Raw genomic sequence first — 24,760 nt, forward strand, 5'->3', positions numbered from 1 at the left:
TTACGCCGATACCCCGAGCGCCTTCGCGAGCACGGGCCACGACTCGTGCAGCGCGTCCTGCCAGTACAGCCAGGAATGGGTGCCGGAGGGCCGGAAGTCGAAGGTCGCCGGAATGTCGAGCGACCTCAGTCGATCTGCGAGTTGGTGCGTGCAGTAGTTCGTGACCGCCTCGATCGCCCCGCCCACCGCGATCTGGTCGAGCAACGGTGGTGCGCCCGGTGCGCGGGCCACAGTCGGCTGCTCGTACGGTCCGGGCAGACCGCTCGCCGTTGAGATGTACAGCTCCAAACCACGCAACTTTGCGGCGTTGAGATACGGATCGTGCGCGGCCCACTCCGGATCGTTCGGCGCGCCCCACATGTTTCGAGTGTTGCCCTTGCCGCCGGCCTCAACGACGGCACGAATCACGCTTTGCCCCACTGGGTCGCTGGTCATCGCGCAACCGCTGTAGGACGCGACGCCTCGGTAGAGCCCGGGGGCCTGTATCGCGAGGTCGAGCACCGATGTCGCCGACATGGACAGGCCACCGATCGCGTTGACGCCGTTCGCGTCGAGCGCGGCGTCGAGGACCGGCGGCAGTTCCTGGGTGAGAAACGTCTGCCACATGTTCCGGCCCAGCTTGGGGTCGGAACTGCGCCAGTCCGTGTAGTACGCGGCGTAGCCGCCGATTGGGAAGACGACGTTGACGGACTTGTCGGCGAAGAAGTCGACGATGTCGGTCTGCTTGATCCAGTTGGCGCCGTCGACACCGGCTCCGGCGCCATTGAGCAGATAGAGCGTAGGGCGAGGCGCACTGTCGTCCGCAGGCCGCAACACCTGCAATTGGATCACCCGCTCCATCGCCGCCGAGTAGACGTGGACGTTCCAGCGTTTGTCCGACAGCCGTTCGATGTGGTCCAGATGCGGTTCGACTGCCGCACTCTCGGACGCCGGTGAGGTGGATCCCGCTACCGGCGCCGCGGCTGCGCCCGGCGCGGTGGCCAGCGCGAACGTCGCGGCTGCGACCAGCCCAGTCGCCACGGCTGCGGCGATGCTCAGTAGTGCGGCGCCCGGACGTTTCATCGGGGTAGCTCCAATCCTTGTACCGCTGGTTCGTTCCGGTCGAGGTAGGCACCAACGACCGGTCCGATTTCGGCTAGTGCGCGCGGGGAGCAGATCTCCCAGTGCGAGGTGTCGACCCGGAGTTCGCGGACCTCGCCGCGGACGAACGGTGCCCAGGAATCCACGCCCCTGGTCGAGCCGGGAGCATCACGGTCCGCGGTGAAGTACAGCGCGTCACCGCCGAATTCACCGGGAGTATGCGCGTGCAGGAGTGCCGAGTTATGTGTTGCCGCAGCGAGCAATCGGCGCACGTGCTCCGGGCGGACCGCGGGGAACAGGCTTTCCACCTCGGCGAGGACGAGCTCGACGTTGCCCGGATCGATGGTCTGCTCGCCGAGATGCGAACCGCCGTCGATGCCCAGGCCCGCGAGCAGGTCGGCAGCGCGTAGTTCCTCGGCCTCCGCGGCCGGTTCGAGTGGGCGGGCGAAGCTATCGAGCAGCACGAGAGAGTCGACAGTTTCGCCGTCGGCCTCGAGCTGCACCGCGATCGCATGCGCGAGCACTCCGCCGAGCGACCAGCCGAGGAGGTGATACGGACCCTCCGGCTGAATCCGGCGGATCTGCTCGAGGTAGCGCGCGGCAAGCTCGTCGAGCGATGCCGCCGGGGTGTGGTCGTCGACGATGCCGGGGGTCTGCAGCCCGTACAGCGGGCGATCCGAATCGACGTACTGCGCCAAACCGCCGTAGCACCAGGACAATCCGATGATCGGGTGGATCGTGAAAAGAGGTGGATTCGAGCCGCGCGAGCGGATCGGGAGCAGGATGTCGAGCGCATCGTCCTCGGCGGTGGTGTCGGCCGACACCATTCGCGCAGCGATCGAGGCCGGTGTCGGATCGACCATCAATGCTTGCAGTGACAGCGTCGTGCCGGTTTCCGAGCGGAGTCGGCTCAGCAGCCGGGTCGCGGACAGTGAGTTGCCGCCACGGTCGAAGAAATTGTCGTCCGCTCCCACCATTTCCGCTCCGATGACCTCGGCGAATAGCTCGGCAACGAGTTGCTCGGTGTCGGTGCTCGGTGCGCGGAACGTTGTGTGGCCGCTGAAATCCGGTGTGGGGAGCGCCCGTTCGTCGAGCTTCCCGCTCGGCGTCAGCGGGAACTTGTCGACTGCCATAACTGCGGTCGGCACCATGTGTCTCGGGAGGAACTCCGCGGCATGGGCGCGGACCGCGTCCGCAACGATGGCCGCGCCTGCCCGCGGAACGACGTAAGTGATGAGCGCGAGGTCACCCCGAGGCGTGGCCATGGCGCGGGTATGTGCGCGATCGACGTCGGGATGGGTCGTGAAGGCGTTGTTGATCTCGCCGGGCTCGATCCGGTTGCCGCGGACCTTCAGCTGGTGGTCGCTGCGGCCGAGATACTCGATAACCAGGCCGGTGTCAGCGGGCTGCCACCGCACGAGGTCGCCGGTGCGGTACAGGCGTTCGCCAGGTGCGCCGGCACCCTTGCCGGTCGCTGCGCTCGCCCCGAACGGGTTGGCAACGAACCGGCCCGCGGTCAGGCCGGGCTGGTTGTGGTAGCCGCGCGCCAGCGCGGGCCCGGCGACGTACAGCTCGCCGGTGACGCCAACCGGGACCGGGCGTAGCTGTGTGTCGAGGACGTAGGCGCCGAAACCGTGCATCGGCGATCCGATCGTGATTGGTTGTCCGGCAACCAGATCGGCGGTGCTCGAGATATCGGTGGCCTCGGTGGGGCCGTAACCGTTGCGCATCTGTCGGCCTGGTGCCCAGCGCTGCACGAGTGCCGGTGATACCGCCTCACCGCCGACGCCAAGCACCGCCAGGTCGGGCAGAGCCGTGGGTTCGACGGTCGCCAGCACGGCGGGCGTGATGAGCGCATGACTGACGCGGTGAACGGTGATGAAATCGGTGAGCTCGGCACCGGCCAGTCCTGGTGGCGAGATGACCAGCGTGGCCGCGCTCGACAGCGCGGAGATCTGTTCGCCGATCGCCATGTCGAAGCTTGGTGAGGTGTTGTGCAGGAAGCGCGAAGAACCCTCGATGAGGTACCTGATCCGTCGCTCGGCCGCGAGGTTCGCGAGGCCGGTGTGAGTGATCACCACACCCTTGGGCCGACCGGTGGAGCCGGACGTGTAGATCGCGTACGCCGCGTGCTCGAGTCGCAGCGGCATCGTCCGGTCGATATCGGTGACCGGGGCGCTCGAATGTGCCGAGGTATCGAGGGTGGCCACATCGAGCCAGGTGAGGTTGCCCCCTGGCAGGTCGGCGCGAGCAGCGCTGGTGGTGAGGCCGAGCGTGGCACCGGAGTCGTCGAGCATGTGCGCGATGCGATCGGCCGGATAGTTTGGGTCGATCGGGATGAACGCGGCTCCGGCCTTGGTCACTGCCCACACCGCGAGCACGGACTCGGCGCTTCGGGGGACCGCGACCGCGACCCGGACTTCGGGGCCGACGCCGTGCGAGATCAGCAGCCGGGCAAGGCGATTCGAGCGGGCATCGAACTCGCGGTAGGAGATCTCGCGGCCTTGCCACACTACTGCGGCCCGATCCGGCGCGGCTTCGACGGCACGCGCAATCAGATCTGGCCAGGTCGCGGTCGGGACACCGACGCGTCCACGCACTGGTACGAGCCGGACGTACTCGTCGTCGCTCAGCAGCTCGATCGTGCGCACCGTGCCGTCGGGCCCGGTCGCGAACTGTTCGAGAATGCGCAGCAGCCGATCGGCCAGCCCCGACACGAATCCGCCGTCGAACGCGGACGCGTCGTATTTGAGCGTGAAATGCACTGCGCTATCGGCGGATACGGTGAGCGACAGTGGGTAATGCGTCGCTTCGGTACCGGAGAGGCCGGTGATCTGCATGCCGTCGATGGCGCTGGCCTGTTCGAGCGCAGTCGCGTCGACGGGGTAGGACTCGAAGACGACGAGAGTGTCGAACTCCACGGGTACGCCTGCAGCGGAGTGGATTTCGGTCAGTCCGAGATGGTGATGGTCGAGGAGCGCCGACTGTTCGCGCTGGAGCCGGGTCAGCAAGGAGGCCATCGTTTCGGCGTGATCGACCCGCACCCGCACCGGGACGGTATTGATGAACAGACCGACCATCGCCTCGACCGCATCGAGGTCAGCGGGACGGCCGGACACCGTCGCGCCGAACACGACGTCGTCACCACCGGTGACGCGTGCGAGCAGCAGGCCCCAGGCCGCCTGCACCATGGTGTTCGTCGTGACCCCGAGCCGTGCGCCGAGGGCGGCGAGCCGCTCGGTCAGTTCTGACGACGTGGAGGCATCAACCCTGCTCTTCGTAGTCGTGGTGGGCTCCGCGTCCTGCGCGAGCACCGTCGGAGATTCGATTCCCGCGAGCGCGTCGTGCCATGCCGCGCTGGCGGCTGCACGGTCGCGTTGCGAAAGCCATTCGAGGAAGCCGCGATACGACGGTGCGGCGGGAAGTGCGCTCGCGTCGCCACGGGTTGCGTACAGCACCAGCAGGTCCTGCAGCAGCAGCGGCATGGACCAGCCGTCGACGATGATGTGGTGCAGCGTGACGACCAGCTTGTGTTGCTGCGGGCCGACCGTCACCAAGCGGAAGCGGACCAGGGGCGCGGTGTCGAGGTCGAAACGCTGCCGCTGATCGTTCCGCCGGAGCCGCTCGTACTCGCCCGCCGGGTCGTTGCGTTCGGTGAGATCGGAGTGCTGCCATGGCGTCGGCACCGATTCGAGGACGAGTGCCACCGTTTCCCCGGACGCGTTGTCGACGAATGCGGTCCGCAGCGCCGAGTGGCGTGCCACCAATGCCGCAACGGTGGAACGCAACCGGTCGGGATCGACGGTGCCCTCGAGATCGAGCACGGTCTGGGTGGTGTAGACGTCCGCGTAGTCGCCGGCGAACTGGGCGTGGAAGGCCAGGCCCTGCTGCAGTGGGGACAGCGACCAGACGTCGGACAGAGCCGGATAGCGCAGCGCCCAACCATCGAGCTCCGATTGGCCGACGCGCACCAGCGGCACATCGGACGGTGTCGGTCCGCCCGCGTCGGGTTGGGTGCTGTGCTCGGCAAGCGTGACCAGCAGATCGCGCCACCGGTTCGCGAGCTCGGTGACGTCCGCGGTGGTGAGGAGGCCGCGCGGGTAGGACAGGGTCGCCGAGAAGCGTGGGGCGCCATCGACGTCGGCGACCGCTGAGTTGATGTCGATCACGGCGGCAGCGGCTGCATCGGCGTCGGGCGTGACCGACAGGTCGGCCAGATCCGCGTCCGGCAGCCAGCCGCGCTGGGCGATGTCGTCCGAAACCGTGAATGCGTCGACCCGGCCGTGGTAGTTGAAACTGATCTGTGGTCCGCTGAATCCGGCGAGCTCGCCGGCGGTGTCCGGATTCAGGAAGCGCAACAGACCGAAGCCGGTGCCGCGCTCGGGAACCGCGCGAAGCTGTTCCTTCACAGACTTCAGCGCGGCGCCGAGAGTCGTCGCCTCGCTCGCGGTGTCGAAGCGCGAGAGGTCGAGTCGGACCGGGTACACGCTGGTGAACCAGCCGACCGTGCGCGACAGATCGGCGCCCGGCGCGAGCGTCTCCTCGCGGCCGTGGCCCTCGAGTTGGAGCAGCACCGAAGCTTCCTCGACACCACGCGCGCTTCGCCACTGCCGGACCGCGACGGCGAGCGCGGTCAGGAGACCGTCCGCTGTTCCGGTGCGGAACACCTCGGGCAGGCGGGTCAGCAGAATCTGGGTGGAGTCCGAATCCAGTTGCAGCTGAACGTGGTCGACGGTCGACGCGGTATCGACGGTCGGATCGAGAGGCCGTTCGCCGAGGAGCGGATCGGGGCCGTCGAGCGTCTCGTACCAGTGCGTGAGCTCGGCTCCGCGGACCTCGTCATGGGCCGCATCGGTGAGCGCGTGCGCCCACCGGCGTACCGACGTGCCCACCTCCTGCAGTTGTGCGGGCTGCCCGGCGGAAATCTGGGACCACGCGGTGATGAAGTCGGGCAACAGGATTCGCCACGACACGCCGTCGACCACGAGGTGGTGGGCGGCCACGAGCAGCCGGTGATACGTGCCGCCATCGAGCCAGACGAACTGGACCATGATGCCCGCGGCCGGGTCGAGACGGCCGAGTGCCGCGTCGAGTTCGCGTTCGGCCAGCACACGCAGGTGGTTGTCGCCGGTAACCGGCGGCACCGCGACGTGGTGTACGAGCGAGTCGACGTCGAGGCCGCCGGGTTCGCGAACCTCGATCTCGCGATTGTTCGCATCGAATAGTGCCCGCAGCATGTCGTGCCGATCGATCACTGCGGCGAGCGTCGCAACGAGCCCGGCCCGATCGATCCCGCTCGGCAAGCGCAAGGCCACCGACTGCGCGTACCGATCGAACCCGCCCGGGCGGTCGGTGACGAGGTGCATCACGGGGGTCAGCGGGAACCTGCCGGTGCCGCCGCCGGGTAGCTCGGCCAGCGTGACGGGGCCCTCGGCGCGTTGGGCGAGCTTCGTCAGCGCGGCGACGGTGCGGTGCTCGAAGACTTCGCGCGGGGAGAACAACAGGCCGTGGGCCTTGGCACGAGACACCAGCTGGATTGCGCCGATGCTGTCCCCGCCGAGTGCGAAGAAGGAATCGTCAGTGCCGACTCGATCGGTTCCGAGTAGTTCGGCGAACAGGCCGGCCAGGGTGCGCTCGGCGTCGGTCTGCGGCGCGCGGTATGTCGCTGCGGCCGAGGCGAACTCGGGCGCGGGCAGCGCCTTGCGGTCCAGCTTGCCGGTCGGCGCGATCGGCAGCCGATCGAGAACCACGTAGGCATCCGGCACCATCGCGCTCGACAGGTTCGCGGTGAGGTGCGCGCGCACGGCCTCGAGATCGATGCTGTGTCCGGCGTTCGGAACCAGGTAGGCGGCGAGGCGCTTGCCGTGTTCGGTGTCGTGCGCGAGGACGACCGCATCGGTCACGGCATCGAGTTGGCGTGCTGCCGCTTCGATTTCGCCGGGCTCGATGCGGTTGCCGCGGATCTTGAGCTGGTGATCGCTGCGACCGAGGTAGTTGAGTTCGAGTGCGCCGGATGCACCGGGACGCCAGGCGACGACGTCGCCGGTGCGGTACAGGAGTTCACCCGCTCCGCCGTAGGGGTTGGCAACGAAACGTGACGCGGACAGGCCGGGCTGAGCGTGGTAGCCGCGGGCCAGGGCCGGTCCGGCGACGTAGAGCTCGCCGGTGACGCCGATCGGGACAGGGCGTAGGCGCTGGTCGAGTACGAGGACGCTGAATCCGTGGACGGGGGTGCCGATCGTGACGGGTTGTCCGGCGACGAGGTCGGCGACGGTGGAGATGTCGGTGGCCTCGGTGGGTCCGTAGCCGTTGCGCATATCGCGTCCGGGTGCCCAGCGGTCGACCAGGTCCGTGGACACGGCTTCGCCGCCGACGCCGAGCAGGCGCAGGTCCGGCAGGTCGGTCGGGTCGAGGGTGGCGAGGATGGCGGGGGTGATCAACGCGTGGCTGACCCGGTGGCGGCGCAGGAATCCGGTCAGGTCGGCGCCGGCGAGTCCGCTCGGTGCGATGACAAGCGTGCCGGCGCCCGACAGTGCCGAGATCTGTTCACCGACGGCCATATCGAAGCTCGGTGAGGTGTTGTGCAGGAACCGGGTGTCGCCGGTGATGAGGTAGCGCGTGCGTCGTTCGGCAGCGAGGTTGGCCAGGCCGGTATGGGTGACCGCGACGCCCTTGGGTCGACCAGTCGAACCGGAGGTGTAGATGAGGAACGCCGGCTGGGCGGGCCGAAGCACGCCGATGCGGTCGGTGTCGGTGACCGCGCTGTCGGAGTACCCCCTCGTGTCGAGCGCCTCGAGGTCGAGCCAGCGGGTGTCGGTGTCGGGTAGTGCGGTACGAGCTGTAGCGGTGGTCAGACCCAGTACTGGGCTGGAGTCGGTGAGCATGTGCGTGATGCGCTCGGCCGGGTAGTCCGGATCGATCGGCACGAACGCTGCACCGGTCTTGGTGACCGCCCACAGCGCCAGCACGGATTCAAGGCTGCGTGAAATCGCAATGGCGACACGGGTTTCCGGTCCGACGCCGTGGCTGATCAGTACCCGAGCGAGCCGGTTGGTGCGGCTGTCAAGTTCGCGGTAGCTGAATTCGGTGTCGTCCCACACCACTGCGGTGCGGTCCGGGGCCGCGGTGACAGCAGCCTCGATCAGCTCGGGCCAGGTGGCCGACGGCGCAGCGTCCGGGCCACGGGCCGGCACCAGCAGCGCACGCTCTTCCCCATCGAGCAGTTCGACCGTTCCGACCGTGATATCCGGTGCGGCAGTGAGTGAATCGAGGAGGCGGAGGTAGCGATCGACGAGTCGTTCGGCTGTTGACCTGTCGTACAGATCGCTTGTGTAGCGCAGTGTCGCGCTGACGGCGGTCGCGTCTGTTTCGGTGAGCGTGAGGGCAAGGTCGAACTGCGCCGTCTCCGGCTCGAATGACTCTGCGCGGACGGTGAGATCGGGCAACTGCAGGGCTTCGGGATGGGCGTGGTCGTAGGCGAAGACGACTTGGAAAAGCGGGCTGTGGGCTTGGGAACGGGCGGGGTCGAGGGCTTCGACGAGTCGCTCGAACGGGGTTTCCGAGTGAGCGAGGGCGTCGAGGTCGGTGTCGCGCACGGCGGCGAGCGTCTGGGTAAACGAGTCGCCGGCGTTGATGCGGGTGCGCAGGACGATGGTGTTGACGAACATGCCGACGAGGTCGTCGAGGTCAGGATTGCCGCGACCGGCGATCGGGGTGCCGATGACGATATCGTCGCCGGCGCCGAGACGCGAGAGCAGGACCGCGAAAACGGCGTGGGTCAGCATGAACACCGATACGCCGTGCTGGGCGGCCAGCGTGCGGACGCGGTCCATGATCTCGGGGTTGATCGGGGTCGTGACGACGTTGCCGCGGTAGGAGGCGACCGCCGGGCGGGCACGATCGGTGGGAAGTTCGATGACCTCGGGCGCCCCGGTGAGGCGATTGCGCCAGTACTCGATCTGGCGAGCGGTGACCGAGGTGGAGTCGGCAGGATCGCCGAGGACGTCGTGTTGCCACAGCCCGTAGTCGGCGTACTGCACCGGGAGCGGTGCCCACTGTGGGGGCTGTCCGACACGGCGAGCCGTATAGGCGGTGAACACGTCGCGGGCAAGGGGTCCGGTGGACACGCGGTCGGCACTGATGTGGTGCACGACGACCGCGAGTAGCCACTCGGAGTCCACGTGTAGGAGGGCAGCCCGAATGGGGACAGTGGTCGTGACGTCGAACCCGGCCCCCAATAGTTCGGTCAACCGGGCGAGAACCTCGTCTGGCGTGACGTCGAGGACGGGGAGGTCGACACCGGTCTGGTCGGGTGTCAGGACGACCTGGGTGGGGCCGGTGCCGTCATCGGGGTAGACGGTGCGCAGCGATTCGTGGCGCGCGATCACGTCGCCGATGGCGGTCCGCAGCGCGGCGATATCCAGATCACCGGACAGGCGCACGACGACGGGGATGTTGTAGGTCGCCGCGTCGGGATCGAAGCGGTTGAGGAACCACATCCGCGACTGCGCAGGCGAAAGCGGGATCCGGGCGGGCCGCTTCCGCGCCTCGAGGACTGGGCCTGTGGCGTGTTCGGCGGAGGCCACCGCCAGTGCGAGCGCCTCGACGGTGGGTGCCTCGAACAGGGCACGCACCCCGATCGTCACACCGTGGTCGCGGCGAATCGCACCCATTACCCGCGTCGCCGAGAGTGAGTTGCCCCCGAGGGCGAAGAAGTCGTCGTCGAGGCCCACTCGCCCCGTGCCGGTGACGTCGGCGAAGATGTCGGCGATCCCCTGCTGTAGGGGGGTGGTCGGGGCGCGGAACACCGCTGCTTCGAACACCGGGGCCGGGAGCGCCCTGCGGTCGAGCTTGCCGGACACGTTGAGCGGGAACGCATCAAGGACGATCACCGTTTCGGGGATCATGTAGCGCGGCAGCACGTCCGCGGTTCCGGACCGCACCTGGACGGCGTCGGTATCGCCGACGACGTAGGCGACGAGCCGGTCGCCGTGCTCGTCGGTGCGCACGATCGCGACCGCTTGCTCCACCCCGGCCTGCGCAAGGAGCGCGGTCTCGATTTCGCCGAGCTCGATCCGCTGGCCGCGGAACTTCACCTGGAAATCGATGCGCCCCAGGTACTCGAGCTGGTTGTCCCGGGTCCAGCGCACCAGGTCGCCGGTGCGGTACATCCGGCCACCGCTCGCGGCGAAGGGGTTGGCCACGAACCGGTCCGCGGACAGGTCTGGGCGCCCGTGATAGCCGCGCGCGAGCTGCACGCCTCCGAGGTAGAGCTCGCCGGCCACTCCGTCCGGGACAGGGCGCAGCCGCGAATCCAGCACGTACACCTGCGAATTGGCTTCCGGCACACCGATCGACACGCTGGTCGCGTCCGTGGTCGCCTCGACCGCGGTGATTGACACCGCGGCCTCGGTCGGGCCGTAGAGGTTGTGCAGCCTCGCGCTCGAGACCGCCGCGAACGCGCGCACCGTCTCGACCGGCAACGCCTCGCCGATCACGAACACATCCCGCAGCGAGACCAACTGGTCCGGGGTTGTCTGGCGTGCGAACACCGACAGCATCGAGGGCACGTAGTCGGTCAATGTCACCGCGTGCTCGGTGATGACGCGGCACTGATATCCCGGATCGCGATGCCCATCCGGGTTTGCCACGATCAGTCGCGCCCCGACCGCCAGCGGCAGGAAATACCCCCACAACGACACATCGAACGTGGTCGCGGTCTTCTGCAGATAGACATCAGCGGGTCCGATGTCGTACTCGTCGAGCATCCACGCAACCTGGTTGACGATCGCGCGGTGAGTCACCGCAACACCCTTGGGGCGACCCGTCGAACCCGACGTGTAGATGACGTAGGCGGCGTTGTCCGCGTGCACCGGAGCGACGCGCTCGGCGTCGGAGACCACCGCGTCGGAGCGTCCGGAGAGGTCGAGAACATCAATCAATAGGACGGGCGTCTCCCCCGCATCGAAACCGTCGCGCGTGGTCGAGAGCACCACCACCGGATCCGACGAGCCGAGCACCCACCCGATCCGCTCGGCCGGATGATCCGGGTCCACCGGCACGTACGCACCACCGGCAGCGAGCACTGCGTACATCGCTACGACTAGGTCCGTGCTGCGCCGCATCGCAAGCACAACCCGCGACTCCGGGCCGACACCGATCGAGATCAAATGCCGGGCAAGCTGATTCACCCGCGCAGCGAACTCACCGTAGGTCAGCGATCCACCCTCGAACACCACCGCGACCGTGTCGGGCAAGGCAGCGGACACCCGCTCGAACCGGTCGAGCAGTAGCCCGTCGAACGCGCCCACACCGGTCGCATTGCGCTCGATGAGCACCAGCTCCCGCTCGCGAGCGTCGAGCAGATCGATATCCCCAACCACGGCTGACGCATCCGCGACCACCGCTTCCAACACCCGCGTGTACCGGTCAGCGAAATGCTGCACCGTAGCTGCATCGAAAAGATCTGTGGCATAGCTCAACTCGACCGCCAAGGAACCTGGCGACCCACCGGGACCGGGTGTCGCGAGTATCCCGAACTGCAGGTCCGTCTTCGCCATCGCCGAATCGAACTCCACCGGGGTGACCCGCAACCCGGGCAGTTCCAAGTGCGCGGTGGTGTAGTTCTGGAAGAACAAGCCGATCTGGAACAACGGATTTCGCGCCGTCGACCGGCCCGGGTTGAGCACTTCCACCAATCGCTCGAACGGCACATCCGCATTGCCGTACGCGCCGAGATCCGTCTCACGGACGCGCGCCAGCAGATCGACGAACGACTCACCCGCGTTCACACCGGTTCGCAGCACCAGTGTGTTGACGAACATCCCGACCAGGTCGTCGAGCTCACGCTCGCCGCGACCCGCGATAGGCGAACCGATCGCAACATCGTCGGCTCCCGACAACCGCGCCAACAACACCGCCAATGCCGCATGCACGACCATGAACACCGTCGTATCGTTCGCCCGGGCAAGCTCGAGCAGAGCAGCGTGCAGCTCTTCGGGGAGCGAATAGGTGAGCTTTGCGCCGGCGAACGACTGCACTGCCGGGCGCGGCCGATCCGCAGGCAGATCCAGCTGATCCGGAATACCGGCCAATTCGGTTGTCCAGTAATCGATCTGCTGTGAAATCAGCGAACTCCGGTTGTCCTCCGAGCCGAGGACCTCGCGCTGCCACGTTGCGTAATCCGCGTACTGCACCGGCAACGGCGACCAGGCCGGCGCCTCACCGCGGGTGCGCGCCTCGTACGCGATCATCACATCGCGCGCCAACGGGCCCATCGACACGCCGTCACCGGCGATGTGGTGAACCACGAAGACCAGCACATGCTCCGAACCCAAAGGGGCATCGCTCACCCGCAGCAGTCGAACGCGCACCGGGACCGCGGCTGTGACATCGAACCCGACCAGGACCGTCTGCAGGACTGCGTCCAACACCTGAGCTTCGGAAACGTCGACCGGAACAAGATCCACCGGGACCGCACCCAGTGGGAGAACCTGCTGGAACGGGCCGTCTGCATCCTCGGGATACACCGTGCGCAGCGACTCGTGCCGATCGAACACGTCACTCACCGCAGCACGCAGGGCGGACACGTCCAATTCACCTGACAACCGCACCGCCACCGGTATGTTGTCCGCCGCGGACTCCGGGTTGAAGCGGTTGAGGAACCACATTCGGGTCTGGGCAAACGACAACGGAATCCGCTCTGGACGCGGCCCTGCCGCCAACGCGACACGGCCGGCTCCGGCGTGCGACTGCACCGCCAGCGCGAGTCGTTGTACCGTCGGCGCCTCGAACAGCGTTCGCACCGGAACGGTCGCATCCAATGCCGCGCCGAGTCGTGCGGCGACCTGGGTGGCGATCAGGCTGTTGCCGCCGAGGGCGAAGAAGTCGTCGTTGCGCCCGACCCGTTCGGCGCCGGTGGCTTCGGCGAACAGGTCTGCGACCAGCTCTTCGAGATTCGTGGCGGGAGCGATGTATGCGTTTGTGGTCCAAACCGGTTCGGGCAGTGCGGTGCGGTCGACCTTCCCGTTGGGCGTCAGCGGCACCTCGTCGAGCGCGATGAGCGCCTTCGGTACCAGATGTGCGGGCAAGAGGCCGCGCACATGGTCGAGCAGTCCGGTGGTGTCGATGGTGTGTCCGGCGGCGGCGTGCACATATCCGACCAGGGCGTCGTGGTGCACGATCGTGACCGCGAAATCCACACTCGGGTGCCCGGTGAGTGTCGCGTCCACCTCGCCCGGCTCCACACGAACACCGTTGAGCTGCACCTGATCGTCGGAACGGCCCACATAGTCGAGCGCGAGATCCGCTGCGCCGAGCCGCCACCGCACCAGGTCGCCGGTCCGGTAGAGCCGTTGCCCCGCTGTGGTGGGGTCGGGCACGAACCGGCTCGCCGTGAGGCCGGGCTTGCGATGGTAACCACGCGCGAGTTGGGCACCGGCGAGGTACAGCTCGCCGACGACGCCGGGCGCGACCGGTTGCAGGCGGGCATCCAGGACGACTGCACGCACGCCGGGCAGCAGCCCACCGAGGCTCATCGCGTTCGGGTCGGTCAGTGGGGCGGTGAGCGTGGTGATGATGGTGGTCTCGGTGGGCCCGTAACTGTTTCGGAATCGAGTGCGGGCACCGAAGCGGGACACCAGATCGGGCGGACAGATGTCGCCACCGACGACCACCGACGTCAGGTCGGGCAGATTCGCGTCCACGGTGCCGAGTACGGCTGGGGCGCTGATGATATGGGTGACCCGCTGCTCACGCAGCAGGTCGGTCAGCTCGGCCCCGCCGTAGATGTCGGGCGGTGTGATCACGAGAGTCGCGCCCGCGGAGAAGGCCTGGATCATTTCGAACACCGAGGCGTCGAACGATGCCGAGGAGAAGCGCAGCATCCGCGATGCGCTGGTGGTGCCGAGTTCGGGACGCGCGTCGGCGGTGAATGTGCCCAGCCCGGTGTGGGTGACGACGACGCCCTTGGGCAGTCCGGTCGATCCGGACGTGTAGATGACGTATGCGGGATGGTGTGCGCGCAGCGGGAGGCGGCGATCCGCGTCGGTGACCGGAGCGGACGAGTAACCAGTCAGGTCGAGCGAATCGAGGCACAACCAGGCTGTGTCCGCAGCCTGGACCGCGCCGGTGATGGTGAGCCCGAGTTCCGCACCCGAGTCGGTGAGCATGTGCGCGATGCGCTCGGCCGGATGGTTCGGGTCTACCGGCACGAACGCGGCACCGGACTTCGCGATCGCCCACACCGCGACGATCGCCTCGATCGAGCGCGGGAATGCCACCGCGACAAACACTTCCGGACCCGCGCCACGCGCGATGAGCGCCCGGGCCAACCGGTTCGACCGGGTATCCAGCTCGCGGTAGGTGAGCGTGCGGCCCGAAGCCACCAAAGCCACACCATCCGGATTCGCCGCCACACCCGCCGCGAGGATCTCGGCGAGCAGCGCCGGTTCGGCGTCCGCACCACCTGATGCCGGAACCAGCGCCACCCGCTCGGCCGGAGAGAGAATGTCGAAGTTGCTCAGCGACATGCCGGGTTCATCGATCGAGGTGCGCAGGATCCGGGTGAATCGTTCCGCGAGCGATGCCACGGTGCTGCGGTCGAACAGGTCGGTCGCGAAGGTCCAGCGCAGCCGGCCCGGCTGGTCATCGGTCGGCTCGGTGACCGTCAGGGCGAGATCGAACTTGGCGATCTTCTCGTCGAGTGGGATCTGCTCGACGCGCAGGCCGGGCAGCTCGAGCGGTGCCGGCAGATAGTTTTCGAGCGCGAGCGACACCTGGAACAGCGGGTGGTGCGCGGTGGATCGCACCGGCGCCAGCTCCTCCACCAGCCGCTCGAACGGCACATCGGGATTCGCAAAGGCGGATAGGTCGACGTCGCGAACACGGGAAAGCTGTTGCCCGAAGGATGCATCCGCATCGAGTGGGGTGCGCAGCACCAGTGTGTTGACGAACATGCCGACGAGATCGTCGAGGCCCTGCTCGCCGCGCCCGGCAACTGCGGTGCCGATAGCGACGTCCTCGGTGCCGGCGATTCGGGACAGCAGAATCGCGAGGGCGGTATGCAGCACCATGAACGGTGTCGAGTCCGCATCGCGGGCCAGGTTGCGGACCTCGGCGTAGGTCTGCAGGTCTATGTCGATGTCAACCGTCTCGCCGTGCATCGAGCCCACCGGCGGACGTGGCCGGTCGGTCGGCAGGTCCAGCGTGGCCGCGATCCCGTCGAGGGTTTCCCGCCAGTGGGCAAGCTGGCGGCTCAGCTGCGACTCGCCACTGTTGTCCGCGCCGAGTTGGGTGAGCTTCCACAGCGCGTAATCGGCGTACTGCACCGGTAGCGGTTCGAAGGCCGGTGCACTACCGCCGGTGCGGGCGAGGTAGGCGGACAGCATGTCCCGGGTCAACGGCTGCAGCGAGAACCCATCCGCGGAGATGTGGTGTACGACGAATAGCAGCACATGCTCGTGCGGCGCGACCCGCAGCAGTTCTACTCGCAGCGGCACCTCGGCGGTAACGTCGAAACCGCGGGCGACCGCCGTGGCGATGCGGGATTCGAGTTCGTCACCCGCGACGTCCGTCGCGGTGAGGCCGATCGGGGCCGCGGGGTGCACGCGCTGCTCAGGCCCCGTGGCTGTCTCCGGGTAGCTGGTCCGCAGCACCTCATGCCGGTCGATCACGTCGGTGATTGACGCGCCGAGCACCGCTACGTCGAGGTTGCCTGAGAGTCGCAGCGCGGCGGCGATGTTGTACCCACCCGACTCGGGGTCGAATCGATTGAGCAGCCACATCCGCTGCTGTGCCGGCGACAGCGGCAGGATCGCCGGGCGCTCGGCCCGGGTGAGGAGCGGCTGGGAAGCAGCCGAACCCTCGTGTGCCTGCGCTAGTTCGGCAAGCGCGCGAACGGTCGGCGCATCGAATAGTGCACGCACCCCGAGGTCGGTGCCGAATGCGCTGTTGACGCGCGCGACGGCCCTGGTCGCGGTCAACGAGTTGCCGCCGAGGTCGAAGTAGTTGTCGGTCGCGCCGACCCGATCGATACCGAGCAATTCGGCGAATATCGCGGCGACGGCGCGCTCGGCGTCGGTCGCGGGTTCGACGAGCTCAACCGCGCGAGCCTGCGGTTCCGGCAGGGCTCGGCGGTCCAACTTGCCGTTCAGTCCGAGCGGCATGGCGTCGAGTACCACGAAGTCCGAGGGCACCATGTAGGCGGGCAGTTCACGTGCCACCGCGGCGGTGATGACCTCGACATCGAGCGTCACACCGGCGGCTGCCGTGAGATACGCGACAAGACGATCCTGCGAACTCAACAGCACCGCAACGGAACCGACGGCGGTCTGCCTGCCGAGCGCGTTCTCGATCTCACCGAGCTCAATACGCTGGCCGCGCAGCTTCACCTGGAAGTCGGTGCGGCCCAGGTATTCCAGTTCACCGGACCGCGCGGGATCGGTCGACCAGGTGACGAGGTCGCCGGTCCGGTAGAGACGTTCCCCCGTTGCGAACCGATTCGCGACGAACCGGTCTGCGGTCAGATCGGGCCGGTTGCGATAGCCGCGCGCCAGTTGCACACCGCCGAGATACAACTCGCCCGGGACGCCGGCCGGAACGGGTTGCAGTGCGGAATCGAGCACGTACACCGTCGTGTTCCACACCGGCGCACCGATCGGAACCGAGCCGCTGTCGCCGGTGCGCACCTGATGGAAGGTGACGTCAACCGCGGCCTCCGTCGGCCCATACAGGTTGTGCAGTTCGGCGCCGAGCGTGCGGAGCGCCCGCTCTGCGGTGCTGCGTGCCAAGGCCTCGCCGCTGGTGAACACCCGCTGCAGCGACGGCAGTTCGTTCCCGCCGATGCCGTCGAGAAACACCTCGAGCATCGAGGGCACGAAATGCACCGCGCTGATCGATTCGTGCTCGATGAGCCGTGCGAGATAGCGCGGGTCGCGATGACCGTCCGGCTCCGCGATGACCACTCGCGCGCCGACGGCCAATGGCCAGAACAGCTCCCATACCGACACATCGAAGGTTGCCGGAGTCTTGTGCAGCACCACATCGGAGTCGTCGAGCGGGTAAGCGCCCTGCATCCAGCGCAGCCGGTTGACGATCGCGGCGTGCGAGACGGTGACACCCTTCGGCCGGCCGGTCGAGCCCGAGGTGTAGAGGACGTAGGCAGTGTGTTCGGGGCGCAGCGGCACTAGCCGGTCGGCGTCGGTGATCGGGGCGCCGGCGGAATCGTCGAGCGCCAATGTCTCCATCGCAACCATGCGGACGGAGCCGGTCATCTGCTCTACGTGCGCAGACGAGACGAGCACGAGAGCCGGTGCTGCACTGTCGAGTACGTGTGCGGTCCGCTCCGCCGGGTGCGTCGGGTCGATCGGCAGGTAGGCGCCGCCGGCTCGGACCACGGCGTGGATCGCGATCAGGTAGTCGAGACCGCGCGGCACCGCGATACCGACGACGGACTCCGGGCCGATCCCCTCTGCGATCAGATACCGGGCGAGTGCGTTGACGCGCGTGGCGAAGTCGCCGCGCGTCAGCGTGGTTTCCCCTGCCGACACGGCGGCCAGAAGATCGGCAGCACCCGATTCGTCGAGGAGATCCACAAGGGTTCCGCCCGGCAGATCGCGGCGGGTGTTGTTGTGCTGCTCCAGGAGTCGCGTGCGCTCCGCATCATCGAGAATGTCGATGCCCGCTACCGGCACGTCGGCATCGGCGGTCATCGCGGTGATGATCGCGTCGAGCCGGTCCGCCAGCCGCGCGACATCGTCGGCATCGAAGCAGTCCGGCGCGTACTCGAGGGTGAGCCGCAGTTCTGGTTCGAGGGTCGAGATCAGGGTGAGCGGGTAGTGCGTCGCGTCCGCCACCTCGACGTCGCGCACACGCATGCCACCGAAGTCCGTCTGCTCATCCAGACCCGCCCGATCCACGGGGTAGGACTCGAACACCGTGAGGGTGTCGAACACCGCGGCTGAGCCGACCCGCGCGACGATCTCCGACAGCCCGACGTGATGAGCGTCGAGCAGCAACGCCTGCTGGTCCTGGAGCCGCACCAGTAGGTCGCGCACCGAGTCGCTCGGCGCATAGTGAAGGCGCACCGGAACGGTGTTGATGAACAGTCCGACCGTCTCTGCCGCCGTCGGCAGTTCGGCTGGACGGCCTGAGACGGTTGCGCCGAAGACGACCTCGCGGCGCGAAAGTAGTCGGGACAGCAGGATTCCCCACGCCGCTTGTACCACGGTGTTCGCGGTGACAGCGGTATCGCGGGTGAGTTCGGTAAGGGCGGCGAGAGTCGACTCGGACAGCGCGACGCGATGCTCCGCGGGCAGCGCGATCCGTGAGGTGTCGGCTCGATCGGGTACGAGCTGGGTGGCGCCCTCGACGCCGGCGAGCGCGTCGGCCCAGGTGTTCAGCGCGGCATCGCGATCCTGCTTACCGAGCCAGGTGAGGTAGTCGCGGTAACTCGGTGCCGGGACGGGGATCTCCGTATCCGCGGTGTAGAGCAGCAGCAGGTCCTTGATGAACAGCGGCATCGACCAACCGTCGAACACGATGTGGTGGTTGGTAATCACTAGTGCTGATGCGCGCTCCGCAGGCTCCACGCGTGGCGCGGCCTCGTCGGGGCCGTGAAGTAGCGCGAATCGCACCTGCTCGGGCCGGCTCAAGTCGAACGGCCGGGCTCGTTCGCCCTCTCGCAGCGCGCGCAGTGCGATGTCGAATTCGCTTGTTCCCGAGTCATTTTCCTGCCACGGCGCCGACACTTCGGACGCGACCACCTGTGCCGCGACGCCGTCGGTGCCACGGACGAAAGCCGCGCGCAGCCCCGCATGCCGAGCGAGCAGGCGTTGAGCCGCGCGGCGCATGCGGTCGGAATCGACTCGCCCGCCGAGCCGCAGCACGATCTGCCCGGTGTAGACGTCGAGCGCGTCACCGGCGAGTTCGGCATGGAACAGGAGGCCGGCCTGAAGCGGAGCGAGCGGCCAAATATCTTCCAGCTCATGGTAAGTGGTTGTCCAGGTGTCGATCTGGTCCTGGTTGATCGGCCCGAACACCACATCCGACGGAGTAAGACTCGGCGTGGCCGTGCGAGCATGCTCGGCGAGCGAATCGAGCGCGCGCTGCCAAAGCCGGGCCAGCTCGTCGAGGGCGCGGTCGGCGAATACCCCTGTGGGAGAAACGAACTTGGTAGAAAGCCTACCGTTGGTGCCGACCATCGCGTTGATGTCGAGGGCATGCGCGGCGGTGAAGTCGACTCCGCTGCCGTCATTGAGATCGATGTCCGTGCGCGGCATCCACGGACCCGCTCCCGCCGTGACCCGGCCGAGGTAGTTGAATGAGATCTCGGGAGTCTCCGCGAGTCCGTCGACATCGGAGAGATGTCGGAGGATGCCGTAGCCGATTCCGCCGCGGGGGATCGCGCGCAACGCCTCCTTGACCGACTTCAGCGCCGCACCTGTCTCGAGGTCCGTGGCAGGGATTCGCACCGGGTAGGCGGAGGTGAACCAGCCGACGGTGCGACTGAGGTCGGCACCCGGCGCGAGATCCTCCGAACGACCATGAGATTCGACTGTCACGAGCAGATCGGTGCGGCCGCGCCACGCCGCGACCGCGAGGCTCAGCGCGGTGAGCAGCACATCGTCGACACCCGCGCGGTACAGCCCGGGAAGCCGGTTGAGAACCGTGTCCGTGATCTCTCGGGTGACTTCGATCGTCACATGCTCGACCGTCGCGCCGGTGTCGGTTGCGGTGAGCGGGCGAAGGGCGAGCGGCTCGGGCGGGTTGGCAAGCATCGCTCGCCAGGTGTCGGCCTCCTCCCGAACCGTGCCGGTGGCGTCCGTGACCGCGTGCGCCCAGCGCCGAGCCGAGGTCGCCACTGCAGCGAGCGAGATCTCCGAATGCCGTTGCGCCCATGCGGTTGCGAGATCCGCGATGAGAATGCGCCAGGACACACCATCCACGACGAGGTGATGTGCGACGAGCAGGATCTGTCCACGCTGGCCGTCGACCGGGACCAACCAGACGACCGATAGCATTGCGCCGGCGCGCGGATCGAGCCGGTCCACCGCACGGGACAACGCGGCGTCGAGCGCCGCACTCTCATCCGCGCCCGATGCAATCTCGGTCCGCGAGACAATGTCGCGGACATCGACGGCCTGTACGGGAGCGACCTCCAGGATCGGGCCGCGATCGTTGGTCCGCAGCGTCGATCGCAGCGCATCGTGGTGGTTCACCACGGCTCCGACCACGCGCCGGAGGCCGTCGAGATCGAGGTCGTCGGGGGCCTGGACCACGACCGCCTGATAGAAGCGGTTCAGTGCCGAATCGGACGGCGCGCGGTGGAGCACCTCGTGCATGATCGGCAGCAGCGGAAGCTCGCCAACGCCACCGCCGGGGAGTTCGTCGAGGCGCGGCACGTCGCTGCCGTTGCGCTCCGCGATTGCGACAAGGGCGGCAATGGTTTTGGCTTCGAACACATCCCGCGGAGTGAAGACGATGCCGGCCGCCCGCGCGGCGGATACCAACTGGATCGCCATGATGCTGTCGCCGCCGAGTGCGAAGAACGAATCGTCGACACCGACCAGGTCGAGCCCGAGCGCCGCGGCAACCGTATCGGCCAAGAACTGCTCGGCCGGATTCGTGGGCGCACGATAGGCGGTGTCCGGCCGGCTGGTGTCCGGCAACGGAAGGGCCTTGCGGTCGACCTTGCCGTTGGCGGTCAGCGGGACCGCGGGCAGGTCGAGGAGGTGGCTGGGAACGAGGTGGGCGGGCAACCGGTCGCGGACGTAGCCCAGTAGGGCGGCGGGATCGTGTTGCTGCCCGGGCGCGGTGTGGACGTAGGCCACCAGGCTGTTGCGGTGCACCAGCGTGACGGCGAAGTCGACACTGGCATGCGTGGTCAGGGTGGCGTCGACCTCGCCCAGTTCGACGCGGATGCCGTTCAGTTGCACCTGGTCGTCGGAGCGGCCCACATAGTGCAGCACGCCGCGTTGGTCTGCGGCGATGTCCCAGCGTACGAGGTCTCCGGTGCGGTACAGCCGCTCGCCCGGCGAACTCGGGTCCGGGATGAACCGGGCCGCGGTCAGATCCGGGCGGCAGTGGTAGCCGCGCGCGAGTTGTGTTCCGGCCAAATAGAGTTCACCGATTACGCCGGGCGCGACGGGCCGTAGCCGGGAGTCGAGCACGAGTGCGCGGACACCCGGGAGCAGGCCGCCCAACGTGATTGCGCCGGGGTCGGTGAGCGAGTCGGTCAGGGTGGTGACGATGGTGGTCTCGGTCGGACCGTAGCTGTTGTGCAGGCGCGCGATGGCGCCGAAGCGAGAGACCAGATCTGGCGGGCACACGTCGCCACCGACGACGACCGTGTCGAGGGCAGGCAGGTCGGTGGTTTCGACGGTGCCAAGGATCGCGGGCGCGGTGATGATGTGGCTGACCCGCTGCTCGCGTAGCAGGTCTGTCAGGTCGGCGCCGCCATAGATATCCGGCTCGGCGATGACCAGCGTGGCGCCGGCGGAGAAGGTGTGGATCATCTCGAAAACCGAGGCGTCGAAGGACGCGGAGGAGAACCTCAGCACCCGAGAGGCGGTGGTGGTGCGCAACTCTGGGCGGGCGGTGGCGGTGAACGTGGCCAGCCCGGTATGGGTGACGACCACGCCCTTGGGCACGCCGGTCGAGCCGGAGGTGTAGATGAGGTACGCCGGGTGTTCCGCACGCAACGCCACCGGACGGTCGGTTTCGCAGAGTGGGGTGTCCGCGTACCCCGACAAGTCGAGGGTGTCCACGGCTAGCCACCGCGTCACGTCAGGCAGGTCGACGGCGGTCGTGCCGGTTGTCAGACCGAGCGCAGCGCCGGAGTCGGTGAGGATATGGGTGATTCGCTCGTTCGGGTGACCGGGATCTACGGGAACGAACGCGGCGCCCGCCTTCGCGATCGCCCACACCGCGACGATTGCCTCCACGGAACGCGGGAATGCCAACGCGACAAATACTTCCGGCCCCGCGCCGCGCTCGAGGAGCAGCCGTGCGAGTCGGTTCGACAAGCAGTCCAGCTCTCGGTACGTGAGTGTCCGCGAACTGCAGACCAGGGCGGTCCCGTCCGGGTTCTCCGCCACTCCGGCAGCCAGAATCTGCGCCAGTGTCGCCACCGGTGCCGCGTCGCCACCGGAGGCGGGTACGAGCGCCGATCTTTCCGCCGGGGCAAGCACCTCCACGGCATCGACGGGCGCGTCCGGGTCGGCGGCGAGCAGCGCGCTGATGACGGCGAGGAAGCGATCGTAGTGCGCGCGAAGCTCGGATTCGTTGTACCGGTTGGGATTCGCCTCGAAGTCTACCCGCGAGCCGCCGTCCTCGCTCGGGTAGATGTTGACCGACAGGTCCTCGACCGGGCCGGTGGACAGCACGTTGAACCGGCCGGCGTAATCGCCAAGCGCGACGTCGGACGGGAAGTTCATGATGTTGATCGCGGGCCCGTAGAACCCGCGCGCGGACCCGCAGCCGATATCGCGGCGCAGATCCTCGGCGCGGTAACGCTGATGGCGCAGCGCTCCGGTCAGCTCGAGTTGTGCGGCGTTGACGAGATCCCGCAACGATGTTGCCGGCGTAACCGAAAAGCGTAGTGGCACAACGTTGGACATCATGCCGCCGGATCGGCGCAGCACGGCGTTCGTCCGGGCCGATACCGGCAGGCTGAGGACCAGATCGGCGGTATCGGTGAGCCGGGCGACGAACGCGGCGAGTGCGGCGATGGTGATAGCCGTGTCGGCGGTATCGAGGGTTGCCGCCGCGTCACGCAGCGCATGCGTGACGCCGGCGGGCAGTAGCCCGCCGGTGACCAGGGACCGGCTGTCCATGTCGCCGGCCCGCACCGCAAGGGTGACGGGCGTGGGGAGATCCGCCGCCTTCTCCAGCCAGTAAGCGCGGTCCTTCTCGGACCGGGTCGAGCCGCGGTACTCGTTTTCCGTGTCGTTGATCGCGGTCAGATCCGCGATACGGGCCTGCGCGGGCTCCTGGTTGCAGAGCATCGCCGTGTAGCGCTCCGCGGTGCGGCTCAGCAGCAGGATCGCGCCGTAGCCGTCGAGCGCGATGTGATGGATGCAGGAGTACCAGTAGTAGTGCTCGTCACCGAGGCGCAGCACCGCGGCGTTGATCAGCCGGTCGGTCAGCAGGTCGCGCGGCGCCGTGTAGTCGGCCAGCATCCAGTCCCGCGCGGCCGCGACCGGATCGGGAGCGTCGCGGAAATCGATGCGCTTGATGACGTCATCGAGTGTGGGGTCGACCACCTGGTGCGGCTCGCCATCGACCTCGACCAGGCGCAGCATCGAGCTACCGAATTCGTGAGCTGCGTCACGGCACACCTGTTCGAGCACATCGATATCGAGGACGCCATGGATCTCGACGTAGTTCGCGATGACGATCGGGGTCGATGGTGCGAGGTGCTGCGCGAACCAGAGGCCCCGCTGCGCGGCGGTGAGCGGGAAAGGCTGCAACGACCTGGCACGCGGCGCGGAGTCGCCGGTATCGGCCGGCGTCCGGGTCGGTTCGGTCATGTTGCCTCGTCAGGGGTCGGGGTTGCGGTCTTGCGCACGTCGAGGATGAACGAGGCCGACCTCTGGTTTGCTCTAGCTCCCCCGCTTTAGCAATCGAAGGAAGGTTTGCATAACCTTCCTAAGGCAGTCAAGCTGACTGGGCACTTTCCCGAGTGCCGCCCGATTGGGGGGCGGCCACGAGCCATTCCGAGATGTAAGGCCAGTAGATGCGCGTAGTCACGTTCGGCTATCAGACCTGGGGACACAAGACTCTGCAGGCGCTACTGGACTCACCGCACGAGGTTGTACTGGCGGTCACACACCCGCCGAGCGACCATGCCTACGAGTCGATCTGGGCGGACTCGGTGGAGGACCTGGCGCGCGCGAACAACGTGCCACTGCACCTGGCGAAGCGGCCGGACGCCGAACTGATCGACCGCGTGAAGCGCGCCGAGCCGGACATCATCGTGGCCAACAACTGGCGCACCTGGCTGCCGAAGGAACTGTTCGACCTCCCGCCCCACGGCACGCTCAACCTGCACGACTCGATGCTGCCGAAGTTCACCGGCTTCTCGCCCGTCATCTGGGCACTGATCAGCGGTGAGAGCGAGGTGGGACTAACCGCGCATCGGATGGATGACGGGCTCGACACCGGCGACGTCGTCGTGCAGCGCGCCGTCCCGATCGGCCCACGCGACACCTCGACCCAGTTGGTGCAGGCCACCATCGACATCATCCCCGAGGTGCTCAGCGAGGCGCTCGAACTGATCGAGAGCGGCAACGCCATCTGGACCCCGCAGAACCTGGAGGACCGCACCTTCTTCCACAAGCGCGCCGAGATCGACGACCGGATCGACTGGACCTGGCCGGCCGAGTACATCGACCGCTTCGTCCGTGCGCTCGTCGACCCGTACCCGAACGCGTACACCTACTTCCGCGGCCAGCGCCTGCGCATCGTGCAGGCCTCGGTGTCGCAGTGCCGCTACGGCGGGACGCCCGGCCGCGTGTTCATCCGCGAGGGCAAGGGCATGGTCATCGTCGCGGGCCCGGACGCTTATCGCGGCGGCAACCGCGGCCTCGTGATCGAGCGCCTGCGCACCGACGACGGTGTCGAGCACGACGCGAACGACTTCTTCCCGCAAGGCGGCGGGTACCTCACCAACGAGCGGTAA

General features: G+C 67.7%; 3 protein-coding genes. 1 reads left to right on the forward strand and 2 read right to left on the reverse strand.

Going from position 1 to position 24,760, the window contains the following annotated elements; genetic code table 11:
* Window positions 1–1,062 carry an alpha/beta hydrolase gene (locus tag A8G08_RS19015; RefSeq protein ID WP_068277656.1) on the reverse strand — a complete coding sequence of 354 codons (1,062 nt, stop codon included), beginning with the start codon at window positions 1,060–1,062 and terminating at the stop codon, window positions 1–3.
* Window positions 1,059–23,609 carry a non-ribosomal peptide synthase/polyketide synthase gene (locus tag A8G08_RS19020; protein ID WP_084436531.1) on the reverse strand — a complete coding sequence of 7,517 codons (22,551 nt, stop codon included), beginning with the start codon at window positions 23,607–23,609 and terminating at the stop codon, window positions 1,059–1,061. Before A8G08_RS19020 ends, A8G08_RS19015 begins: the two co-directional genes overlap by 4 nt.
* Window positions 23,610–23,815: 206 nt before the next feature.
* On the opposite strand from A8G08_RS19020, the gene A8G08_RS19025 reads away from it, so the two are divergent.
* Window positions 23,816–24,760, forward strand: a complete 945-nt coding sequence (locus tag A8G08_RS19025; protein ID WP_068277658.1) for a methionyl-tRNA formyltransferase — start codon at window positions 23,816–23,818, stop codon at window positions 24,758–24,760.

The organism is Aldersonia kunmingensis (assembly GCF_001646865.1).
GTDB classification, from domain to species: Bacteria; Actinomycetota; Actinomycetes; order Mycobacteriales; family Mycobacteriaceae; genus Aldersonia; species Aldersonia kunmingensis.